The 17,575-nt window shown below is 59.8% G+C and carries 16 protein-coding genes; 13 read left to right on the plus strand and 3 right to left on the minus strand.

Going from position 1 to position 17,575, the window contains the following annotated elements:
* Nucleotides 1-118 precede the first annotated feature (118 nt).
* Nucleotides 119-1,120 carry an ABC transporter substrate-binding protein gene (locus VGL70_19020; GenBank protein ID HEY3305622.1) on the minus strand — a complete coding sequence of 334 codons (1,002 nt, stop codon included), beginning with the start codon at nucleotides 1,118-1,120 and terminating at the stop codon, nucleotides 119-121.
* 14 nt (nucleotides 1,121-1,134) lie between these two features.
* Nucleotides 1,135-1,650, minus strand: a complete 516-nt coding sequence (locus tag VGL70_19025; protein ID HEY3305623.1) for a cupin domain-containing protein — start codon at nucleotides 1,648-1,650, stop codon at nucleotides 1,135-1,137.
* 185 nt (nucleotides 1,651-1,835) lie between these two features.
* Between VGL70_19025 and VGL70_19030 the strand changes: the two genes are divergently transcribed.
* Genes VGL70_19030 through VGL70_19065 form a run of 8 tightly spaced genes read left to right on the plus strand, consistent with a single transcriptional unit; the run spans nucleotide 1,836 to nucleotide 10,919 of the window.
* Nucleotides 1,836-2,828, plus strand: coding sequence for an ABC transporter substrate-binding protein (locus VGL70_19030; protein HEY3305624.1), 993 nt, complete (start codon nucleotides 1,836-1,838; stop codon nucleotides 2,826-2,828).
* A 10-nt stretch (nucleotides 2,829-2,838) separates the two neighbouring features.
* Entirely contained in the window at nucleotides 2,839-4,293 is a 1,455-nt protein-coding gene (locus VGL70_19035; protein HEY3305625.1) for a UbiD family decarboxylase, read from the plus strand.
* An 11-nt stretch (nucleotides 4,294-4,304) separates the two neighbouring features.
* The gene (locus tag VGL70_19040) at nucleotides 4,305-5,027 is read left to right on the plus strand and encodes an iron-containing redox enzyme family protein (protein ID HEY3305626.1); all 723 of its coding nucleotides are present in this window, start codon (nucleotides 4,305-4,307) and stop codon (nucleotides 5,025-5,027) included.
* A 14-nt stretch (nucleotides 5,028-5,041) separates the two neighbouring features.
* Nucleotides 5,042-6,106 carry a hypothetical protein gene (locus VGL70_19045; protein ID HEY3305627.1) on the plus strand — a complete coding sequence of 355 codons (1,065 nt, stop codon included), beginning with the start codon at nucleotides 5,042-5,044 and terminating at the stop codon, nucleotides 6,104-6,106.
* A gap of 23 nt (nucleotides 6,107-6,129) precedes the next feature.
* Entirely contained in the window at nucleotides 6,130-6,867 is a 738-nt protein-coding gene (locus VGL70_19050; protein HEY3305628.1) for an SDR family oxidoreductase, read from the plus strand.
* Complete coding sequence (locus VGL70_19055) at nucleotides 6,867-9,005, plus strand: acetate--CoA ligase family protein (protein ID HEY3305629.1); 2,139 nt, start codon at nucleotides 6,867-6,869, stop codon at nucleotides 9,003-9,005. Before VGL70_19050 ends, VGL70_19055 begins: the two co-directional genes overlap by 1 nt.
* A gap of 10 nt (nucleotides 9,006-9,015) precedes the next feature.
* The gene (locus VGL70_19060; GenBank protein ID HEY3305630.1) at nucleotides 9,016-9,828 is read left to right on the plus strand and encodes a p-hydroxycinnamoyl CoA hydratase/lyase; all 813 of its coding nucleotides are present in this window, start codon (nucleotides 9,016-9,018) and stop codon (nucleotides 9,826-9,828) included.
* A complete protein-coding gene (locus VGL70_19065; protein ID HEY3305631.1) occupies nucleotides 9,753-10,919 on the plus strand; it encodes an enolase C-terminal domain-like protein in 1,167 nt (388 codons plus the stop codon). The genes VGL70_19060 and VGL70_19065 overlap by 76 nt, the downstream gene beginning before the upstream one ends.
* A 36-nt stretch (nucleotides 10,920-10,955) precedes the next feature.
* Here VGL70_19065 and VGL70_19070 read toward each other — a convergent pair whose 3' ends face one another.
* Nucleotides 10,956-11,774, minus strand: coding sequence for a cytidylate kinase family protein (locus VGL70_19070; protein ID HEY3305632.1), 819 nt, complete (start codon nucleotides 11,772-11,774; stop codon nucleotides 10,956-10,958).
* A gap of 152 nt (nucleotides 11,775-11,926) precedes the next feature.
* On the opposite strand from VGL70_19070, the gene VGL70_19075 reads away from it, so the two are divergent.
* From VGL70_19075 to VGL70_19095, 5 genes are all read left to right on the plus strand, one after another.
* Complete coding sequence (locus tag VGL70_19075; GenBank protein HEY3305633.1) at nucleotides 11,927-12,871, plus strand: ABC transporter substrate-binding protein; 945 nt, start codon at nucleotides 11,927-11,929, stop codon at nucleotides 12,869-12,871.
* A 17-nt stretch (nucleotides 12,872-12,888) separates the two neighbouring features.
* Nucleotides 12,889-13,857, plus strand: coding sequence for an ABC transporter substrate-binding protein (locus tag VGL70_19080; GenBank protein ID HEY3305634.1), 969 nt, complete (start codon nucleotides 12,889-12,891; stop codon nucleotides 13,855-13,857).
* 84 nt (nucleotides 13,858-13,941) lie between these two features.
* Complete coding sequence (locus VGL70_19085; GenBank protein HEY3305635.1) at nucleotides 13,942-15,048, plus strand: hypothetical protein; 1,107 nt, start codon at nucleotides 13,942-13,944, stop codon at nucleotides 15,046-15,048.
* 89 nt (nucleotides 15,049-15,137) lie between these two features.
* A complete protein-coding gene (locus tag VGL70_19090; protein ID HEY3305636.1) occupies nucleotides 15,138-16,058 on the plus strand; it encodes an alpha/beta hydrolase in 921 nt (306 codons plus the stop codon).
* Between the two features lie 362 nt (nucleotides 16,059-16,420).
* On the plus strand, nucleotides 16,421-17,575 hold a 1,155-nt coding region (locus VGL70_19095; GenBank protein ID HEY3305637.1), incomplete at its 3' end, for a glycosyltransferase.

Here is a 17,575-nt window from a genome sequence, read left to right on the forward strand (position 1 = left end):
CCCACGACTCAAACGCAGATTTTTTTTCGCGCCAAGACGCCAAGAACCAAAGTTAAAACAGGTTTTTCTTGGCGACCTTTGCGCCTTTGCGCGAGTGGTCCTGTCTTTCTTCTTTGCGCTAGCGGATTCCGAACAGCGCGCGAAACTCTTCCGGCTCCATCTCGTCGCTGCTCACCCGAAGCGGGAGGAGGTCCAGGGATCTGGGATCCAGGCGCTTCGCCGAAGGCGTGACGTCGCTCCTCGTGGGCAGCCGCCCCATCGCTTTCAGCAGCTCCGCCCCTTCTTTTCCCAGGACGAGATCGACGAACAACGCGGCGGCGCTTGGATGAGAAGAGCGCAGCGGCAAAGCGACGGAGATGGGAACGGCGATTATCGGCTTGACCGCGACCCAGTCCACGGGCGCCCCCCTCGTTCTCAAACGCTCCACGAGATGGGCGTAGGTGACGGCCAGGGGAAACTCGCCCGCCGCCAGCAAATTCGCGATCAGAACGTTGCCGTCGCGGAAGGCCGGCTTGTTGGCGGCGAGCTTGCGCATGTAGTCCTGCGCTTTTTGAGTTCCAAGCAGAGTGCGCATGCCGAAATACCAATCATAGGAGCGGGGGTCGATCGTGATCTTTCCATCCGACCACTTGGAATCGAGCAGATCATCCCATTTCGCCGGAGCGTCCGCCGGTCTGAGATGATTCGTATTGTAGGCGATCGTGTAATAGTTGTTGTAGAGGTCCACCCATCGACCGCCCGCGTCCCTGAACTTTTCGGGATATGCGTTCAATTCGACCGACGATATCTTTCCCAGGAGATTCTTTTTTTGCAGCAACATAAGGTCGGAGAATTTTCCCGAGACGACGTCGAACAGATGACGGTTGGCGCGGGCTTCGGTCAAGATGCGGTTCAGCAACGGCGCGCTGCCGGCCCTGAAAGAGGTCGCGTCCACGAACGGATAGCGACTGCGATACAATTCGATCAGCTTGGCGGAATCTTCCGGCTGCATCGCGGTATACCAGACGAGACTCCCCTCTTTCTTGGCCCCGCTGATCGCCTGCTCCTGGACGCACCAGGCCGTTGCTGCGAAAAGAGCCAGAACTGCCGCCGCGAGCGTTATTTGCTCTATCCTCCGCATACGCGAGCCGACCCCTACTTTTGCGCCTCGGGCTTGAGATACGGCATGACCGAGGCCATGATGGCGAGCAGGTTCATCAAGAGCGGCGATGGAATGACGCGGAGATACCGCGCGGGCTTGTCCGAAGTGACGAAGTGCTGGTGAAAGGTCTCCGGTGGAACGTACTGCGCGTCCCCGGGTCCCCAGTTGTATTTTTGATCGCCGATAATGCTGTAACCTTCCCCCTCCAGCCAATAGATGTAGGCTTCGCCGTGCGTATGGCCCTCGCTCGCCTGCGCGCCCGCCGCTATCTCGGAGATCGCGATGTTGGCGAGCGTGTTCTGGAACCCCATGCGGAAGTCGATCAAGTTGGCGACGCGCACGCCGCCCTCGATCGTTTTCCATTGCAGCTCGTTGCTGTGCATCATGATGCGCGACTTCTTTTTCGATTCGATAATCTGATGGTAAAGCTCGAGCGCTTCGGGCGCTCTCGCGGTCACGGCCCGCTCCTGGCTCGATTTCCATTCACCCGGCACTTGCGGAATCCACATGAATCACCTCCAGGGAGAACTCAGAAATTTTTCAGCGAAAGCAAACTTTGACTTTGCATACCGGCAGTGTTACGAGAAGTCAAGAAAAAACAGACGCGCGCCCCGGCGCTGGGCGGCGCTCTTCGCGCGCTCTTTTCCGGTCGCGGATTTCGCGCGGCCATGGGTGAGAATAAACCGTGACTCGTATGCTGAAACGGAAAACCCTGTTGAGGCTTTTTTTCATCGCGTCGTTTCTGTCCGGCGCCGTCAAACCCGTGCAAGCGGAAACGCTCCGCCTCGCCTTCTCCTCGTTCAGCGCTTCGAGCGCCGGTTACTTCACGGCGATCGAAGAGAAACTGTTCGCGCGGCGCGGCATCGACTTGATTCACATCTACATCGCCTCCTCGGCCGTCGTTTTGCCGGCGGTTTTAACTCGCGAAGTCGACGTCGCTACGCTTAGCGGCGAAGCCGCCATTCGCGCCTATCACCAGGGCGCGAAGAATCTGGCCATTGTCGCCACACCCGTGGACAAGTTCACGTTCTCTCTTTTCACCAAGCCCGAGATCAAGACGCCGCAGGATCTCCGCGGCAAAGTGCTCGGCGTCTCCCGCTTCGGCGGCAGCCTCGACATCGCCCTTCGCTACGGGCTCCAGTACGTCGGGCTCGATCCCAAGCGCGACAACATTACGCTCGTGCAGGCGGGCGGAATGCCGGAGATCATGGCCGGCCTCACCGCGGGAAAGCTCGACGGCGCCATGCTGCTCTCGGTCTACGCTTTCAGAGGCAAGGAGCTGGGATTTCGCGAGCTGCTCGATCTCGGCGCGTTGGACGTGCCCTTTCCGCAGGCGGTCACTCTAACGACCCGGGACTTTCTGCGCGACAAAAAAGACCTCGCCGGGAGATTTTTGGCGGCCTATCTCGACGGCCTGGAACTCTTTCTCAAAAATCCGCAGATCGGCAAGAAAGCCCTGGCGCGATTTACCGGAGTCCAAGATGAAAAGCTGCTCGACGCGGATTACAGACAGTACAAGGAAAAATATCTGAGCAAAACGGCACAGACGGAGCCGCGCACGCTCTCTATCGTTTTCGAGCGGATCGGCGTCTCCTCCGCCGACGAGCGCGACAAACTTTTCAAAGGCGTCGTCGACAATACGGTCCTGGCCGAAGCCAGGGCGCTGCGAGCGGCGCCGTCCCGGTGAGGAACTGAAAGTGGAAAACGATCCCCACGCCGTCAAGACCGCGACCGACCTTCGGGCCTTTATCGAGCAGAGTAGGCGTGCCGGAGAGCTCAAAGAAATTAAAGGCGCAGAGTGGGATTTGGAGATCGGCGCGCTGACGGAAATCTTCGCCGGCGCCGACGCGTCGCCGGCATTGCTCTTCGATGAGATCCCCGGCTACCCGCGCGGATTCCGCGTCCTCAGCAACATCTGCCATGCGACTTCGAGACACCCTTTGGCTCTGGGCATGGCACCGGAAATCCGCGGCGTGGAATTGGTCAAGGAGGTCAAGCGCCGGCTGGCGGAGTTCACGCCGATTGCGCCGAAGTTCGTAAACGACGCGCCCGCCTTGGAGAACGTGGCACGCGGCGCCGACGTAAATATTCTCAAATTTCCCGCGCCGCGCTGGCACGCCCAAGACGGCGGGCGCTACATCGGCACGTTCGACGCGGTGATCTGCCAGGACCCGGATACGGGCTACGTAAACATCGGCACCTACCGCGTTCAGGTTCACGACGAGAAGACCGCCGGACTTTTCATCATTCCGGGAAAACACGGGCGCCTCATCGCCGAAAAATATTGGCGCCGGGGCATGCCTTGCCCTTTTCTCGTCGCCTGCGGCGTGCCGCCATCGATGATCGCCGCCAGCGCCGTCGGCATTCCCTGGGGGATGAGCGAGTATGAATTCCTCGGCGGCCTGCTGGGAACGCCCGTTACGGTCGTGAAGTCGGAGCTTTACGGATTGCCGATGCCCGCCTATGCCGAGATCGTGCTCGAAGGGTCGGCGCCGCCGCCTGAAACATCTGCGCGCCTCGAAGGTCCATTCGGCGAATGGCCAGGATATTACGCGTCGGGGGCGATCGCGGGACCGATCGTGAACGTCCAGGCGATCTATCACCGAAACGATCCGATTATTACCGGAGATCCGCCGCTGAAAACGTATCTCAACAGCGACCTTTACATGTACATTCGCGCCGCCAACATCTGGTCGTCGATGGACCGCGCCGGAATTCCCGACGTTCAGGGAATCTGGTTTCCGCGCCAGGGTCGGTTCGTGGTCGCGGTCGCGGTCAGGCAACGCTACTCCGGTCACGCGAAACAGGCCGGCCACGCCGTCCTGGCGACGAGGGACGGCGGGCGCGACGTCAGAATGGTGATCGTCGTCGACGACGACATCGATATCACCAACGTCAACGAGCTGCTGTGGGCGGTCGCGTCCCGCTGGGACCCCAAGACGCAATCCGAAATTGTCGACGTGCCGGCCAGCGTGCTCAATCCGACGCTGTCGCCGGAGGCCAAGGCGAAAAACGATCTGGTCGGCTCGTGCATCATCATCGACGCCTGCCGGCCGTTCCATTGGATCGAGGATTTTCCCGCCCCGAGCGCCATCAGCCCCGAATACAAAGCGGAGATGCTGAAACGATGGGGGCGGTCGTTCGAGAAGTGAAAGGAAATGCAATGATCACCAAAGAAGACGTCTTTAAGACCATCGCGGGCGCGTGGTGGGAGAGGTCGCCCAAGATCGTGGAGTTCGTCAATCATCATTTGAGCGTCGAAGGCGCGAGAATCTTCACGCGCGAGCACACCTACTTCGCCGCCCACTTCCCCCGCTGGTTCGGCAACGTGATCGCGAATTGCCCTCACCTCGAGCCGCGCTCCTATATGATCGGCAACATTTACGTCGAGGAGGTGGACGATCCGACGATCCACGACACGCACCACGGCAGCATGGTCACTTTCGGCGAAGGGCTGGGCCTCTCGCGCGAAGAGGTCCTCAACCACGTTCCCAGCATACCCATGCGGCTCGGCGTCCATTACTGGGACAACTTGAGCCGCACGCGGCCGTGGCTCGAAGGGTTCGCCGCCATCGGCGCGCTCGAATTGACCAACCACGGTGAGTTGGCCGCGCGCTACGGAGAGAAGCCTCTCAACTCGCGGAAAAAATGGGCGCCGCTGAGATTGGAATCCAAGTATCTGGTCCACTGGGAGGCGGCCGACGCGGCGGACCCCGACGAGGGCGGGCACGCCGACGAGACGATCCGCATCCTAGTCAAATACGCCGAGACCGATGAACAAGCGCGCGCGGCGCTCAGCGTCGTATCCGAAAGCATCAACACTTTTCGTTACATCTATGACGACATCGCCGAGCGCGCCATCGCAGCGTCGAAAAAGTCCCGGTAAAAGGAGGAAAAGCCATGGAGAGAATTTTTGTCGGCACGCTCGACGGTATCTTCAGAGTTGCGCGTAACGGCGGCTGGAAAATCGAGGGCAAGGATCTGGTGGGCGCCGAGGTCAACTGTCTCGGAGTCCGGCCGAACCGGCGCGAGATGGTCTACGCCGGAGTTCGTGGCGGCGGCCTCTACCGCAGCGACGACGCCGGGAAGCGCTGGCAGAGACTCGGAGAAGGCGTGGTCTCGGACAAGGTTCGCGCCCTGGCGCTCGATCCCTCGAACCCTAAGGTCCTCTACGTCGGCACGGAGCCGGCCGCGCTTTGGAAGAGCGAAGATGAAGGAAAGAGCTGGAAAGAGCTTGGGGGCGTGCGGAAGCTCGCCGACGAGCGCAAGTGGACCTATCCGGTGCCGTCGATCCAGCCGCATCTTCGCAGCATCGCCGTCGATCCGAAAAATTCCAACAAGCTCTGTCTCGCCGGCCAGGTGGGCGGGGTTCTTCTGAGCGACGACGGCGGAGAATCGTGGCGGGACGTGCGCTATCCGATCGACATGGACGTTCATTCCGTCACTTTCGATCCTTCCGACCCGAAGGTCATTTACGCCGCGACCGGCGGCGGAGAAAATTTTCCCGACCCGACGCCGCCGCCGAAAGGACGGCCGCTCTATCGCTCGCCCGACGGCGGCAACTCCTGGGAATCGATCACGGACTCGCTCAAGCGGACCTATTCGGTTCCGGTTCGAGTTCACCCCAAAGATTCGAAGACGCTCTACATCGGCGTGGCCGAGGAGCCGCCGCCGTTCTGGCTCAAGCGGCCGACCAAGGCCAACGGCGCCTTGATGCGAAGCACCAATCGCGGCGCAAGCTGGGAACAACTCGAGCGCGGCCTGCCGAGCCCGTTCGAAAGCATGGTGGAGTGCATCGAGTTCGCTCCGGAAGAGCCCGATCACGTCTTTATCGGGACCGGCGGGGAAGGCGCGCGCTTCATCAAGCTGGAAGAAGGGGAAATTTTTCACAGCTCAGACAGAGGCGATCATTGGGAGAAGATCCCGCTCCGCTTTCCGATCGTTTACGCATTGGCCGTGCAATAAGGCGGCGGTTCCGTCCTTTGCCCATGGACAACAACCCCGTTATCCTCGTTACCGGCGGCGATTCCGGAATCGGCCTTGCCATCTGCCGGCGTTTTGCCCGTTCCGGATACAATGTCGTCATGAGCGCGAAGAACGCGGGCAAGGGAAAGAAGGTCGCCGAAGCTATCAGCCGCGACGGCGCCGTTTACGTGAAAGCGGATGTGAGGAAGGAGAAAGCGGTCCGAGAGCTGATTCGCCGAACGATCGCCGCGTGGGGAAGACTCGATGTCCTTTGCAACAACGCCGGGGTTCAAAAGCTCGCGCCGCTTGAAAGCGCATCCTCGAAGCTGTGGGATGAAGTCATGTCGGTGAACGCGCGCGGGCCGTTTCTCTGCAGCAAGTACGCTCTGCCCTATTTGCAAAAGGCGCGCGGCTGCATCATCAATGTCGCTTCGATCGGCGGCTTGGCCGGATACGCCGGCGGCGCGGCTTACTGCGCATCAAAAGCATCAACAATCATGATGACCAAGGTGTTGGCCCTGGAGACGGCTTCGCGGCAGGTGCGCGTGAACTGCATCTGTCCGGGAGCGACGAAGACTTCGATGATCCCGCCGCAAAAGCTCAAAAGCCTGCCGAAACAGATTCCTCTCGGCAGAGTCGGCGAGCCCGAAGACGTGGCCGAGATGGCATTCTTTCTCGCTTCTCCGAGCGCCCGGCAGATTACCGGCGGCGTCTTCGTCGTGGACGGCGGAATCACCGCCGGGAGGGCGCGGCTCGCCTGATGAAGAAGCGTGGCATCGACGCTTTCCTGGAGGCGCGCAAGCTCGCCGTGGTCGGCGCCTCGGAGAACAATTTATTCTCGGTTTCGCTTTTGCGGAACCTCGCGGCCTTCGGCTTTCCCGACGGCGATCTTTACTTGATCAATCCCAGACGGAAGGAAGTTCTCGGCCGGACCTGCCGCCCAAGTCTTTCCGCCGTTCCGGCGCCGATCGATCTGGCGGTGCTGCTCGTCGCGCGCGAGCGCGTGCCGGAGGCTTTGCGAAGCTGTGTCGAGAAGAAAATTCCCGCCGCGCTGGTCGTCGCTTCGGGATTCGCCGAGAGAGACGCAAGAGGAAAAGAGCTTCAGGAAGAGACTCGGCGGCTTGGCGCCGCTATCGAGATCATGGGGCCGAACAGCATGGGCTTTGTCTCGCCAGCAAAGAATCTGATGCCGTGGTGCAGCCCATTGCCGGACAATCTTCGGCAAGGAAACGTGACGGCGATTTTCCACAGCAGCGGCATGCTGAATCTCTTTCTGCACCAGTGCGCCGAGCGCGGTGTAGGAATCCGGCACGGGTGGGCGCCGGGAAACGAGATTACGATCGGCATGCTGGATTGTCTGCGCGCTGCGGTCGAGGACGAAGACACGCGTGTGATCGCCCTCGTTCTCGAGTATCTCGGAGATCGAAAAGAGTTTGCTCGACTATTAGATCGCGCGCTCGAATGCCGCAAGCCCGTCGTCGTTCTAAGGCTCGGCAGATCTTCCAAAACCGTGCGGGCTGTTCAGGCCCATACCGGAAGGCTCGGCACGCCGAGCAGGGCCTGGGCCGCGTTCGCGCGGCAAAAAGGGGCGATCTTAGTCGAGACGCTGGATGAGTTGATCGAGAACTGCGTATTCTTATCCGAGTTTGCCGGAAAATCCGCCGCGATCGAAGTGGGAGGACTCGGCCTGATCACGATCTCCGGCGGCGACTGCAGCCTGCTCACCGACTTGTGCGAACGGATCGGCTTGGATCTACCCGAGCCTTCTCAAAAAACTCAGGCGGCGATTTCCGCGGCGATGGAAAAACCTCTTACGCTCGCCAATCCTTTGGACGTGGAGGATCTCTGGAGCGCGCAGCCGGAGTCCTTTAAAGAGGCCGTGAGGCGCTTTGCCGAAGATCCGGCGTTCGGGATCGTGGCCTGTCGTTTGAATTTGCCGAAAACGCCCGGCCCGTCGTTCATCGAAATGTATGAAGGCGCCGCCGCGGCGATCCGGTCGGCGGGCAAGATGGCTATTTTTCTTACGCGCGCCAGCGAGCAGTTGAACGAAGAGTGGTTCAAGTTGTTCTCGCGGCTGTCCGCGCCCTTTTTGCTTGAGTACGGGAAAAGCCTCGGCGTGATTAAGAACTATTTGAACTACGTGGATCGGCTTCGGCCGGCCAGGGCTTTGCTTCGACCGAAGTCTCCATCGGAGACCCCGGCGCTGAAAATGGATTTTTTGCGCTTACGCCGGGAAGGCAACAAAGTTTTGCCGCATGCTCAGGCGAAAGCTCTGTTTAAGGCGTATGGAATCCGCTTCGCGCCGGACGGCATCGCGCGCTCCGAGCAGCAAGCGATCGAGGTCGCATCGGGCATCGGATACCCCGTGGCGTTGAAAATCCTATCGCCCGATTTGCCGCACAAGACAGAGTCGGGCGCCGTCGCGCTCGGGATCGGGTCTCCGGAAGAGCTGTCCGGCGCCTACCGTAAACTTCACGGGTCAATGCAACGGATGAACGTGGAGATCGAGGGTGTATGGGTCCAATCGATGGTCCCGGGCGGAACGGAAGTTGTGGCGGGAATCTTTCAAGACCCGCTTCTCGGTCCCGCCGTCCTCGTCGGCCTTGGGGGCATTTACACCGAAATCCTCAACGATACCAGCATTCGGATTCCACCCCTTTCGCATGAAGAAGCCGAAGCGATGGTCCGAGAACTGAAAGGCAACGCCATTTTGATGGGCGCGCGCGGGCGGCCCGCGTGCGACGTCTCCGCCCTGGCGGACATTCTCGTCGCCTTGGGCATGGCCGCGCTGGATTTTGAAGACCTCTTGGCCGCGGTCGATCTCAATCCCGTTATGGTCCTGACGGCGGGCCGAGGAGCCGTCGCGGTGGACGTTCTCGCCACGCTGAAAAACCAATAGGAGGATAGGAATGGATTATAAAACGATCGAAGTGAAGCGGGACGGCGGCATCACCTGGCTGACGTTCAATCGTCCGGAGAAGAAGAACGCCATGAACCCCGCCCTGCACCGGGAAATGCACAACGCGCTGGCCGAGCTGGACCAGGACGCGGACACGCGCGTCCTCATCATTACCGGCAAGGGAGACAGTTTCTGCGCCGGGGAAGATTTGAAGGAATACTTTTACGAACTCAAGGACAATCCCCGCGAAACCGAGCGCATAAGGAAGATCTCCTATGAGTGGCGCGGCAGGATGCTGAAGCTTTTTTCCAAGCCGACCATCGCTTCGGTCAACGGCTGGTGTTTCGGCGGCGCCTTCGCCGTCGTCGCCAATTGCGATCTTGCCATCGCCGCCGACGATGCAAAGTTCGGCCTTTCGGAAATCAATTTTGGACATTTTCCCGGAGGGCTCGTGCCCCGGGCCATCATGGATCTTCTCCGCTGGCGCGAGGTAATGTACTATTCTCTGACCGGCGAGCCTTTCGACGGCCGGCGGGCGGCCGAGATCGGCCTCGTCAATTTCGCGCTGCCGAAGGCGAAACTCGAAGAGCAAACGCTCGCCCTAGCGGCGAAACTAATCGAAAAAGACCCGCTGGCCTTGAGAGAGACCAAAGAGGTCTTGCGTATCGGACGACAACTGAACGACGAGGAGACCTGGTACTGGGCCCAAGCGAAGAGCAACGAGGCGACCTACCTGCAAAAGGGCGGATGGCTCGACCGCGGCATCAAGCAATTCTCCGAAAAGAAATACCGGCCGGGCCTCGGCGCGGTCAAGAAGGAGTAACGGCGACGAAGATCGCAAAACTGAAGACGCGGATTCTCGAGCTTCCCTATCGGAAGCCTTTGATCACCGCGACCAACCGCTTCTCCAAAGCGCAGGGAATTCTGGTCGAAGCGGTCTCGGAAGACGGCCTTACCGGTTTCGGCTATGCGGATCTCTTTCCGCGCACGGGTGAAACCACCGGCTCGGCGCTCTATGCGGTTGAAAAAATCATCGCGCCCGCGGTCGAGGGACGAGACATCGCCGATATCGGAAAAATAAAGGGCGAGATCGATCGCCTCATGATCGGCAACCCTCGGGTGAAATCCGCGGTCGACACGGCGCTACACGATCTCTTGGCGAGACAGCTTAAAGTCCCCCTTTGTCTTCTTCTCGGCGGAGCGGTCAAGGCGGAGGTGCGAATCATAAGATTCGTGGGGTTGGCCGAGCCCGAGGCGATGGCCGAGGATGCGCGTCAACTCGTGGCCCTAGGATTCACCGCTCTCAAGCTCAAAATCAACGGCAACGTCAAACTGGATACGGCGCGCGTGGCCAAGGTGCGCGAGGCGGTCAGAGGAGAGATCTTCATTAAAGTCGACGCCAACGAGGCTTACGACACGAAGTCGGCGCTGCGGATGGCCGGGAAGCTCGCCGACTTCAACGTCGCCATCCTGGAGCAGCCCGTGCCGCGCGCTCAGATCCAGGCGCTGAAAGAAATCAAGCTGAAGTCCCCCATTCAGATCGAAGGCGATCAGTCAGCCAACTCGGTCGCCGAGGCGTACCGTCTGATCAAGCAAGGCGCGGTTGATTCGATCAACACGAGCATTCAAAAGGCGGGGGGATTCTCGGAGGCCCGCCGGATCGCCGAATTGTGCGCGCTCGGCGGCATCGCCTGTCATCTCAGCAACACGGCAGGCAGCATGGTCGGCGACGCGGCGGCGCTGCATCTCGCCGCCAGCTGCGCCAGCATTTCTCCACTGTGTGAGCTGGGCGAATTCGAAACCATCGACAACGACCCGTTTCAAGGATTGTCGGTAAGAGACGGGGCCGTTTCTCTTTCGGAAGAACCGGGCCTAGGCGTGGCACCCATACAAGTAGGTAAGGATGAAGGATGAAAATTCATCCTTTCGCCTTCCGCCTTCAGCCTTGTCTTAGGGGTACATGTACTCGATCGGGGGAGATTCGAATTCCGTCTCCACTTTGGCGACGCCGGGAACCGCCTCGGCGATTTGGACGATCTCGCGCTCCAAGTCGAGGTTGGCGAGAATGCCCGACAGTCGGACGCGGCCGCCGTCGACGTTGACGCTGACGGTGAGATTGCGCGTCTTCGGCGAAACGATCAGCGCCGCCTGAACCCTCGCGGCGATGGTCAGATCTTGAAAGGCGTGTTCGGACTCCGGCGTCGGCTGATATTCCGGGCGGCGCACCGCCTCGACGATCAGGTGCGACGCGCTCTCCAGACTCATCTGGCCGACGTTGAGTACGAGATCGTAGCGGCTCGGATCGCGCCAGTCGCCGCCGAATAGCGCCTGCAGCCGCCGCGTCCGCGCCTTGTCCACTTGCTCGATATAGTGCGTCGCAGCGGTTTCGCTCATTCCTTCCCTGGAGCGCACCTGTTCCACCCGATAGCTCATCGGCGCGGTGAGATAAACTTTCAGCACGTGACGGATGCCGGGGAAAAGATCCTGGCCCGCGTGGCCGTGATAAACGAGATTGCCTCCCTGCGCGACCTCGCACATGGCGGCTTGAAGCACGATGCGATAGAGCCGCAGCCCCTCCTGCCATCGCTCCCACCAGCGCGGCGCCGTATCCAATATCTCGGTGAACTTCGCTTCCGGTATGCCGTAGCGCTCGCTCGCCTGCATCAAGACTTCGCGGCTGACGCAGCGGTAGTCCAACTGAGAGGCGACCCTCTCCGCCAGCTCCGGGCCGCCGCTAAACGCTCCCCGGGTTATGGTTATGATGGACATTCTTGTTCCCTCCCTTATCAGCTAAGCTCAGGAACCTGCAAACATCCGAATTCTTCGCGACTACCATTTAACATAGGTCGTTTATACAGTCCATCCCTAGAGTGGAGCCTTGACTTCGGTGTGCCAATCGATGCAGAAGAGGCTCTGTCCATATGAACACCGCCCGACATCTCGCATTGTATCTGGCTCTGGCATGGATCGCTCTCAATCCCGCGCCTTCGTTCGCCGATGCCGGCAAAATTCTCGTCTCGGCGCCGTCCAAGTCCCTCACCTGGTTTCCGGCGGCGCTGGCCAAGGAGAAGGGATTTTTCAAGGACGAGGGGCTGGATGTGGACTTTGTCATCATGAACCCCCGGCTCGCGCTCCAGGCGGTGGTTTCGGGCGACGTGGCCTATACGACTGCGCTCGGCTCGACGATCCGCGCGGCGCTCCGGGGAATTCCGCTCCGCGTCGTTCTGACGATCTGCGAGAAGCCTCACTTCGCCCTGATCGCCAAGCCGGGAATTACCTCAATGGACAAGCTCAAAGGAAAAATCCTCGGCATTTCTTCGTTCGGCGCCAGCAGCGACACCATGGCGCGCGCGGTTCTGAATAAGTACAAGCTGACGCCGGGACAGGACGTGAAGATTCTTGCCGTCGGCGGCGGCCTCAACCGCTTGGCGGCGCTTAAGTCCGGCGCGATCGACGCCACTCTCATCGAAGCGCCCTACAATGTCATGCTGGAGCAGGAAGGATTTTCCAAAATACTGTTCGTCGGCGATATCGTCCCCTCCCCGATCGCGGGCTTTGGAACCACCATCGAACGTATCCAAAAACAGGGAGGAGAAATCCGCCGGCTCGTTCGCGCGACCCTCCGCGCAACGCAGTTCGCCAAGAGCAAGCGGGAAGAAACCGTCAACTCGATCGCCAAGTGGACGGCGATGGAATTGCCGCTGGCGCAGGGAAGCTACGACATGGCCGTCGCGACCTGGTCGCCGAGCGGAACTCCCGGCGCGGAAGCGCTCCGCGTCACGATGGAGGAAGTGCAGAGAGAGCTCAAGCTCGACCGCGCTCCGGATCCTTCTCAGGCTTTCGATTGGAGCTTCGTGAAACAATAATCTTTCAGGAGAAAACCATGGCTAACTATCGATCACGCTTCGCCTGGATACTGCTTCTCGCAGTCATCCTGGTTCCCGCGCGCGGCTTCACGCAGAGCGTGGAAAAAATCAAGATCGTCTACGCGAGCCGCGGCTTGCCTTTCTTCAGCGCCTTTGTCGCCAAAGAGATGAACTTTTACTCCAGGCAGGGGCTGGAAGTCGAGCTGGTTCAGGTCGCGCCCCGGATCGCGATCACGGCGCTGGCGACGAACCAGGTCGATTATTCGATGAACATCGGTTCGACCCTGCGCGCGGCGATGCGCGGCTTGCCGGTACGCGCGGTCGCTTCGAGTACCGTCGCTCCGTTCTTTGCCCTGGTGAGCAAAGAGAAGAGCGTCCATGACCTCAAAGGAAAATTATTGGGCGTAACCGATCCGGGCGGAACGAATTACCAGGTCACCAAACTTATCCTGCAGCACTACGGGCTCGTTCCGCTGAAGGACGTGGGCCTGCTTACCATAGGCGAAGAAAAGCTCCTGCTCGACGCGATGATAGCCGGTAGAATCGCCGGCGCGGCGATCACCCCTCCCTGGCCTTTCGAAGCCGAAAGGCACGGCTTCAAAATCCTGGTCAAGGCCTCCGATGTCGTCCAGTTCCCGTTCGTCGGCCCGACGGTGAGCCTTGACAAGATCAAAACTCAGAGAGAGCAGATCAAGAAGGTTATTCGCGCCGAGATCGAAGCGCTCCGCTTCATTCGCGAGCGCAGGCAGGAAAGCATCGAAATGATTACACGGATATTCAAGATGGATAAAGAGATCGCGCAAAAATCCTATGACTTCTCCGCGTCGTTCTTCAGCAAGGACGCGCGCATCCAGCCCGAGGCGGTCAAGCGGCTGATCGCGCTCGAAAGAGAAGCCGGGAACATCAAAGAGGACGTAGATATCGCGCAGGTGGCGGACGTGTCGCTCGTCGAAGAGGTGCTGCGGCAATCCCCGTCCGGGCGATGAGCGGCTGTCGAATAAGAATCTTTCGAGCTTCATCCTCCAGCCGGTGCAGCTGCCGCTCTGTCCCAGAAAGGAGGGAGGAATGAGATGATGATGGAGCCCGTCACCGAGGCGCGGATTGTCCAGCTGAAGTCTGCGTCTCCACAAACCCGGGCGGATTGGCGCGAGGTGCTCGAAGCTGATAATGGAGCTGTTCGGAACGTGCTCAACGCCGCCACCCGGTACGCCGAAATGAATTCGCTCCTCGGGTCGTGGTGGACGTTGCCGGCATGGGCGATTTATCACCTCGCGTATCGGCGAGCGGGCCGCTTCATCGAGGAGAGTGATGACATCGCCGAGAGATTGTCGTTTTCCCCTTCGGCGCTCGCGTTCCTTCAGCGGGCATACACGTGGGCGCATGCCGGTTGCACTGCGGCAATCGTTTCGGATGGCGACAAGCTCTGGCACTTGCGCAGTCTCGATTGGGGTGAGGAGCCCGGAGAAAGCGACGTGGGTTTCGTGCCAGCGATCGCCGAGGCGACGAAGCGGTTTGATTTCACCGTCGAAGGAAAAATCGTGTTCCAGTCCGCCGGTATCACGGGAATGATCGGCGTGCTGACGGGGCTCAAGCCGAGAGCGTTTTCAATCGCAATCAACTACGCGCCATGGAAAACATGGAGCGCGCACTGGCGTCCCGACCCGACTTTTCTTGTGCGAGAGCTACTTTGCAATGAAAAGATCAAAGACTACAAGCAGGCTTTCGCCGCGATCAGGAGCTGGGAACCTAGCTCGCCGGTTTTTATTTCCCTGTGCGGGATAGAGCCTGGCCAGGGCGCAATCATCGAGTTCGGCGATGAGCGCCTCCCGGCCATCAGGGAGCTGGGCGGCAACCCGTTCATCACGCAGGGCAACCACTTCTCGGAGGAGAGCGGATTCAAGAAGCAGAATCGAAAACGGGTTGACGAGCCCGCTCCGGGCAAGACATGGGACGACTATCCACTCGAACGCACGTCCTTCAAGCGCTGCGAGATTCTCCAAACCTCGTTGCGGGAAAGACTCAAGCAGGGGCTTCCGCAAGGCGGCATGCCGCAGGTCTTTCGGGAGGCGTACAGCATTTCTCCGATCTTGAACCGTGAAACCGTCCAGTGGACTCTCATGGAGCCGGCGGGAAGCTACATAGCCATCTGGGCGAGGCAAAGAAGTAAGAGTCGGTAAGGATGTCGTACTTGAATCTTTCTAAGTGCGCGTGCGTCACGGGGTTGATGAGCCTATTTCTTGCTTGCGGAGCGTGGAGAGGTGCCGCCATGGAATATAATGCATCTACGCCGCTCTACACGAGCGACAAGGCTCCTTTTCGCATTACCGACGTACCTGCGGCTCTGGACAAGCTGTTTTCCGCGGGGGCGCCGGTTCTCCTCTTCGTTCATGGTCGAGGCTTCGAGCCGAAGAAAAGTCTTGAGGGCGGGTTTTTTGTAGAAGGCAATGCCGTGCACAAGCTGGAGCGGGACTACGGCGTTCGTGTATTGATGTTCAACTGGGACTCAGCGCCGAGCAAGATCCTATTCGTCCCACTCTGGAAGGACCGGTCGCGGCCGTTGTCAAAGATGCCGGGGGCCGCGGAGAGCTTGCACAAGGTGTTGACGGCTGTGGCCGCCTATCGGTCCCACAAGCACGGCGACAAACGCCTGGTCCTGCTGGCGCACAGCATGGGCACCATAGTCCTGGAGACATTGGTTCGAAACCATCAGTGGCCCGTCGGGCCGGGTCCCATTTTCTCGAACGTCGTGCTCACCGGAGCGGACGCCAACAACGAGACCCATGAATCATGGCTCACCACGATTGCGCAGAGGGAAAAAGTTTACGTAACGGTAAACCGCGATGATGACGTGCTCGCGGATTCCACTGATCAACGACCGGAGGGCATGCTGCCACTAGGAGTCAACCCCGGAAAGCAGCTCGCAGCGAACGTCCGTTACGTGGAGGTTACCGGCCTAGGAACAGCCAAATCGGGTGATGGGAAGGCGACGGGCAGGCATGAGATGTTCACGAAAGCGGGAATGCACCAGCAAGTGAATGTATGCCGTTTCTTCAACTCCGCGCTTCGAGGCAACCCTGTTGAGTTGGTACCGGGAGGTAACGTCGAAACTGTGGTTAGGGAACAGATCTTACAGTTGAAGTTCCATAGAGATCCGAAGGATGCCTGCTGGGGCGTTCCTACCAGTTAATTGAACAGAGAAGACTCGATTCGTGGTCGGGAGTGCGCACGGCGGTAGCGGATCTATCACTGGCGGAAGACGTCAACCGGGAACTCACACGGGGGCGCTGAGGAGACTGCTCCGGTCATGTACTCCGTCGGACCCCCGGCCGGTGACTTTAAAATTGACGTAGCGCTTAAATTCGACTATCCTCTTCGACTGTCAGCCGTGCTCAGACCCTCTGGTTAGATTGTTGGGGTTCTCGAAGGGTTCGGCAACTAGGTCTGGGCCAGTCTGAATCTCCAGTGGCTGGCCTTTCAAAGGAAATTCCCATCCCTTCGCCGCCAGACGGCGTTCAATTCGCAGGGTTATTTCGCCCTTCAGCGCTACAGGTGGGCGTGATCGCCCTCGTGCCCGAGAATTGGGATTCCGTATGGATGCCCCGTCATCAGGTATTGACGCGCCTGGCACGTTACTTTGACGTCGTCTGGATAAACCCGGCCCGCGGATGGCGTGAGTATTGGCACCCGAAGGGAGGAAGCCATCTGCAACGCGAGGAATTTCGTGAAGTGTTGCCGGGCTTCACTGTAATGACGCCGGGAAGGATGCGACCCAGGTTTCATCGTCCTCGGTGGCTGCGCCGCGCGACGCTGGCGCAAACATTAAAGGACGCCCGGGCATATCTCGCGCGACGCGAAACAAAACGTCTCGCGCTCTATCTCTGGCGACCCGAATTCGCCGAAGCGCTCGAGCTCATCCCACACGACGCAAGCTGCTACCACATCGATGATGAGTACTCCTTCGCCGACGTGGCACGGCCCAACGATCCCCAGGAGATCGAACTGCTGCGTTCGGTCGACCAAGTCATCGTGCACTCGCAGGGTCTGCTGAAGAAGAAAGGAGACATCAATCCCCACACCGCATTAATCCCGAACGGCGTGGACTACCCGGCGTTTGCAACCAAGCAAGCAGAGCCGCCGGATCTTGCCGCGGTGCCCGCCCCCCGGATAGGGTACGCGGGTGTAATAAAGCGGCAGCTCGATCTCGGCCTGCTGGTGCGGCTCGCACGCGCGCGTCCGGGTTGGTCGTTCGTGCTGGTTGGACCGGTCGGCAACGTCTCCGGCAAGGAAGCCGTCCTTGCGGAACTGCGGGCGTTGCCCAACGTCCATTTCCTCGGCTACAAACCGGTCAACCAGCTCGCGGCTTATGTGCAGCACATGGATGTGTGTCTGATGTGCTATGAGGTCAACGACTACACGAACTGCATCTATCCGTTGAAACTGCACGAGTACCTTGCCGCCGGACGTCCGACCGTCGCTTCACCCATTGCGAGCGTCCTCGATCATTCCGACATCGTCACCTTGGCGCGAAGCGAAGAGGAGTGGCTTGCCGGGATCGCGCGCGCACTCGCTTCGCCATCATCGTTCGAAAGCGAACGCCGGCGCCGGCGCGCGGCGTCCTACGATTGGGATATTTTGGTGGAAAAGCTGGCGCGGATCTTTTGCGAGCGGCTGAATATCAGATGGCCGGTCGACGTCACAATGAAC

It is taken from the genome of Candidatus Binatia bacterium (assembly GCA_036504975.1).
Taxonomy (GTDB): Bacteria; Desulfobacterota; Binatia; order UBA9968; family UBA9968; genus JAJPJQ01.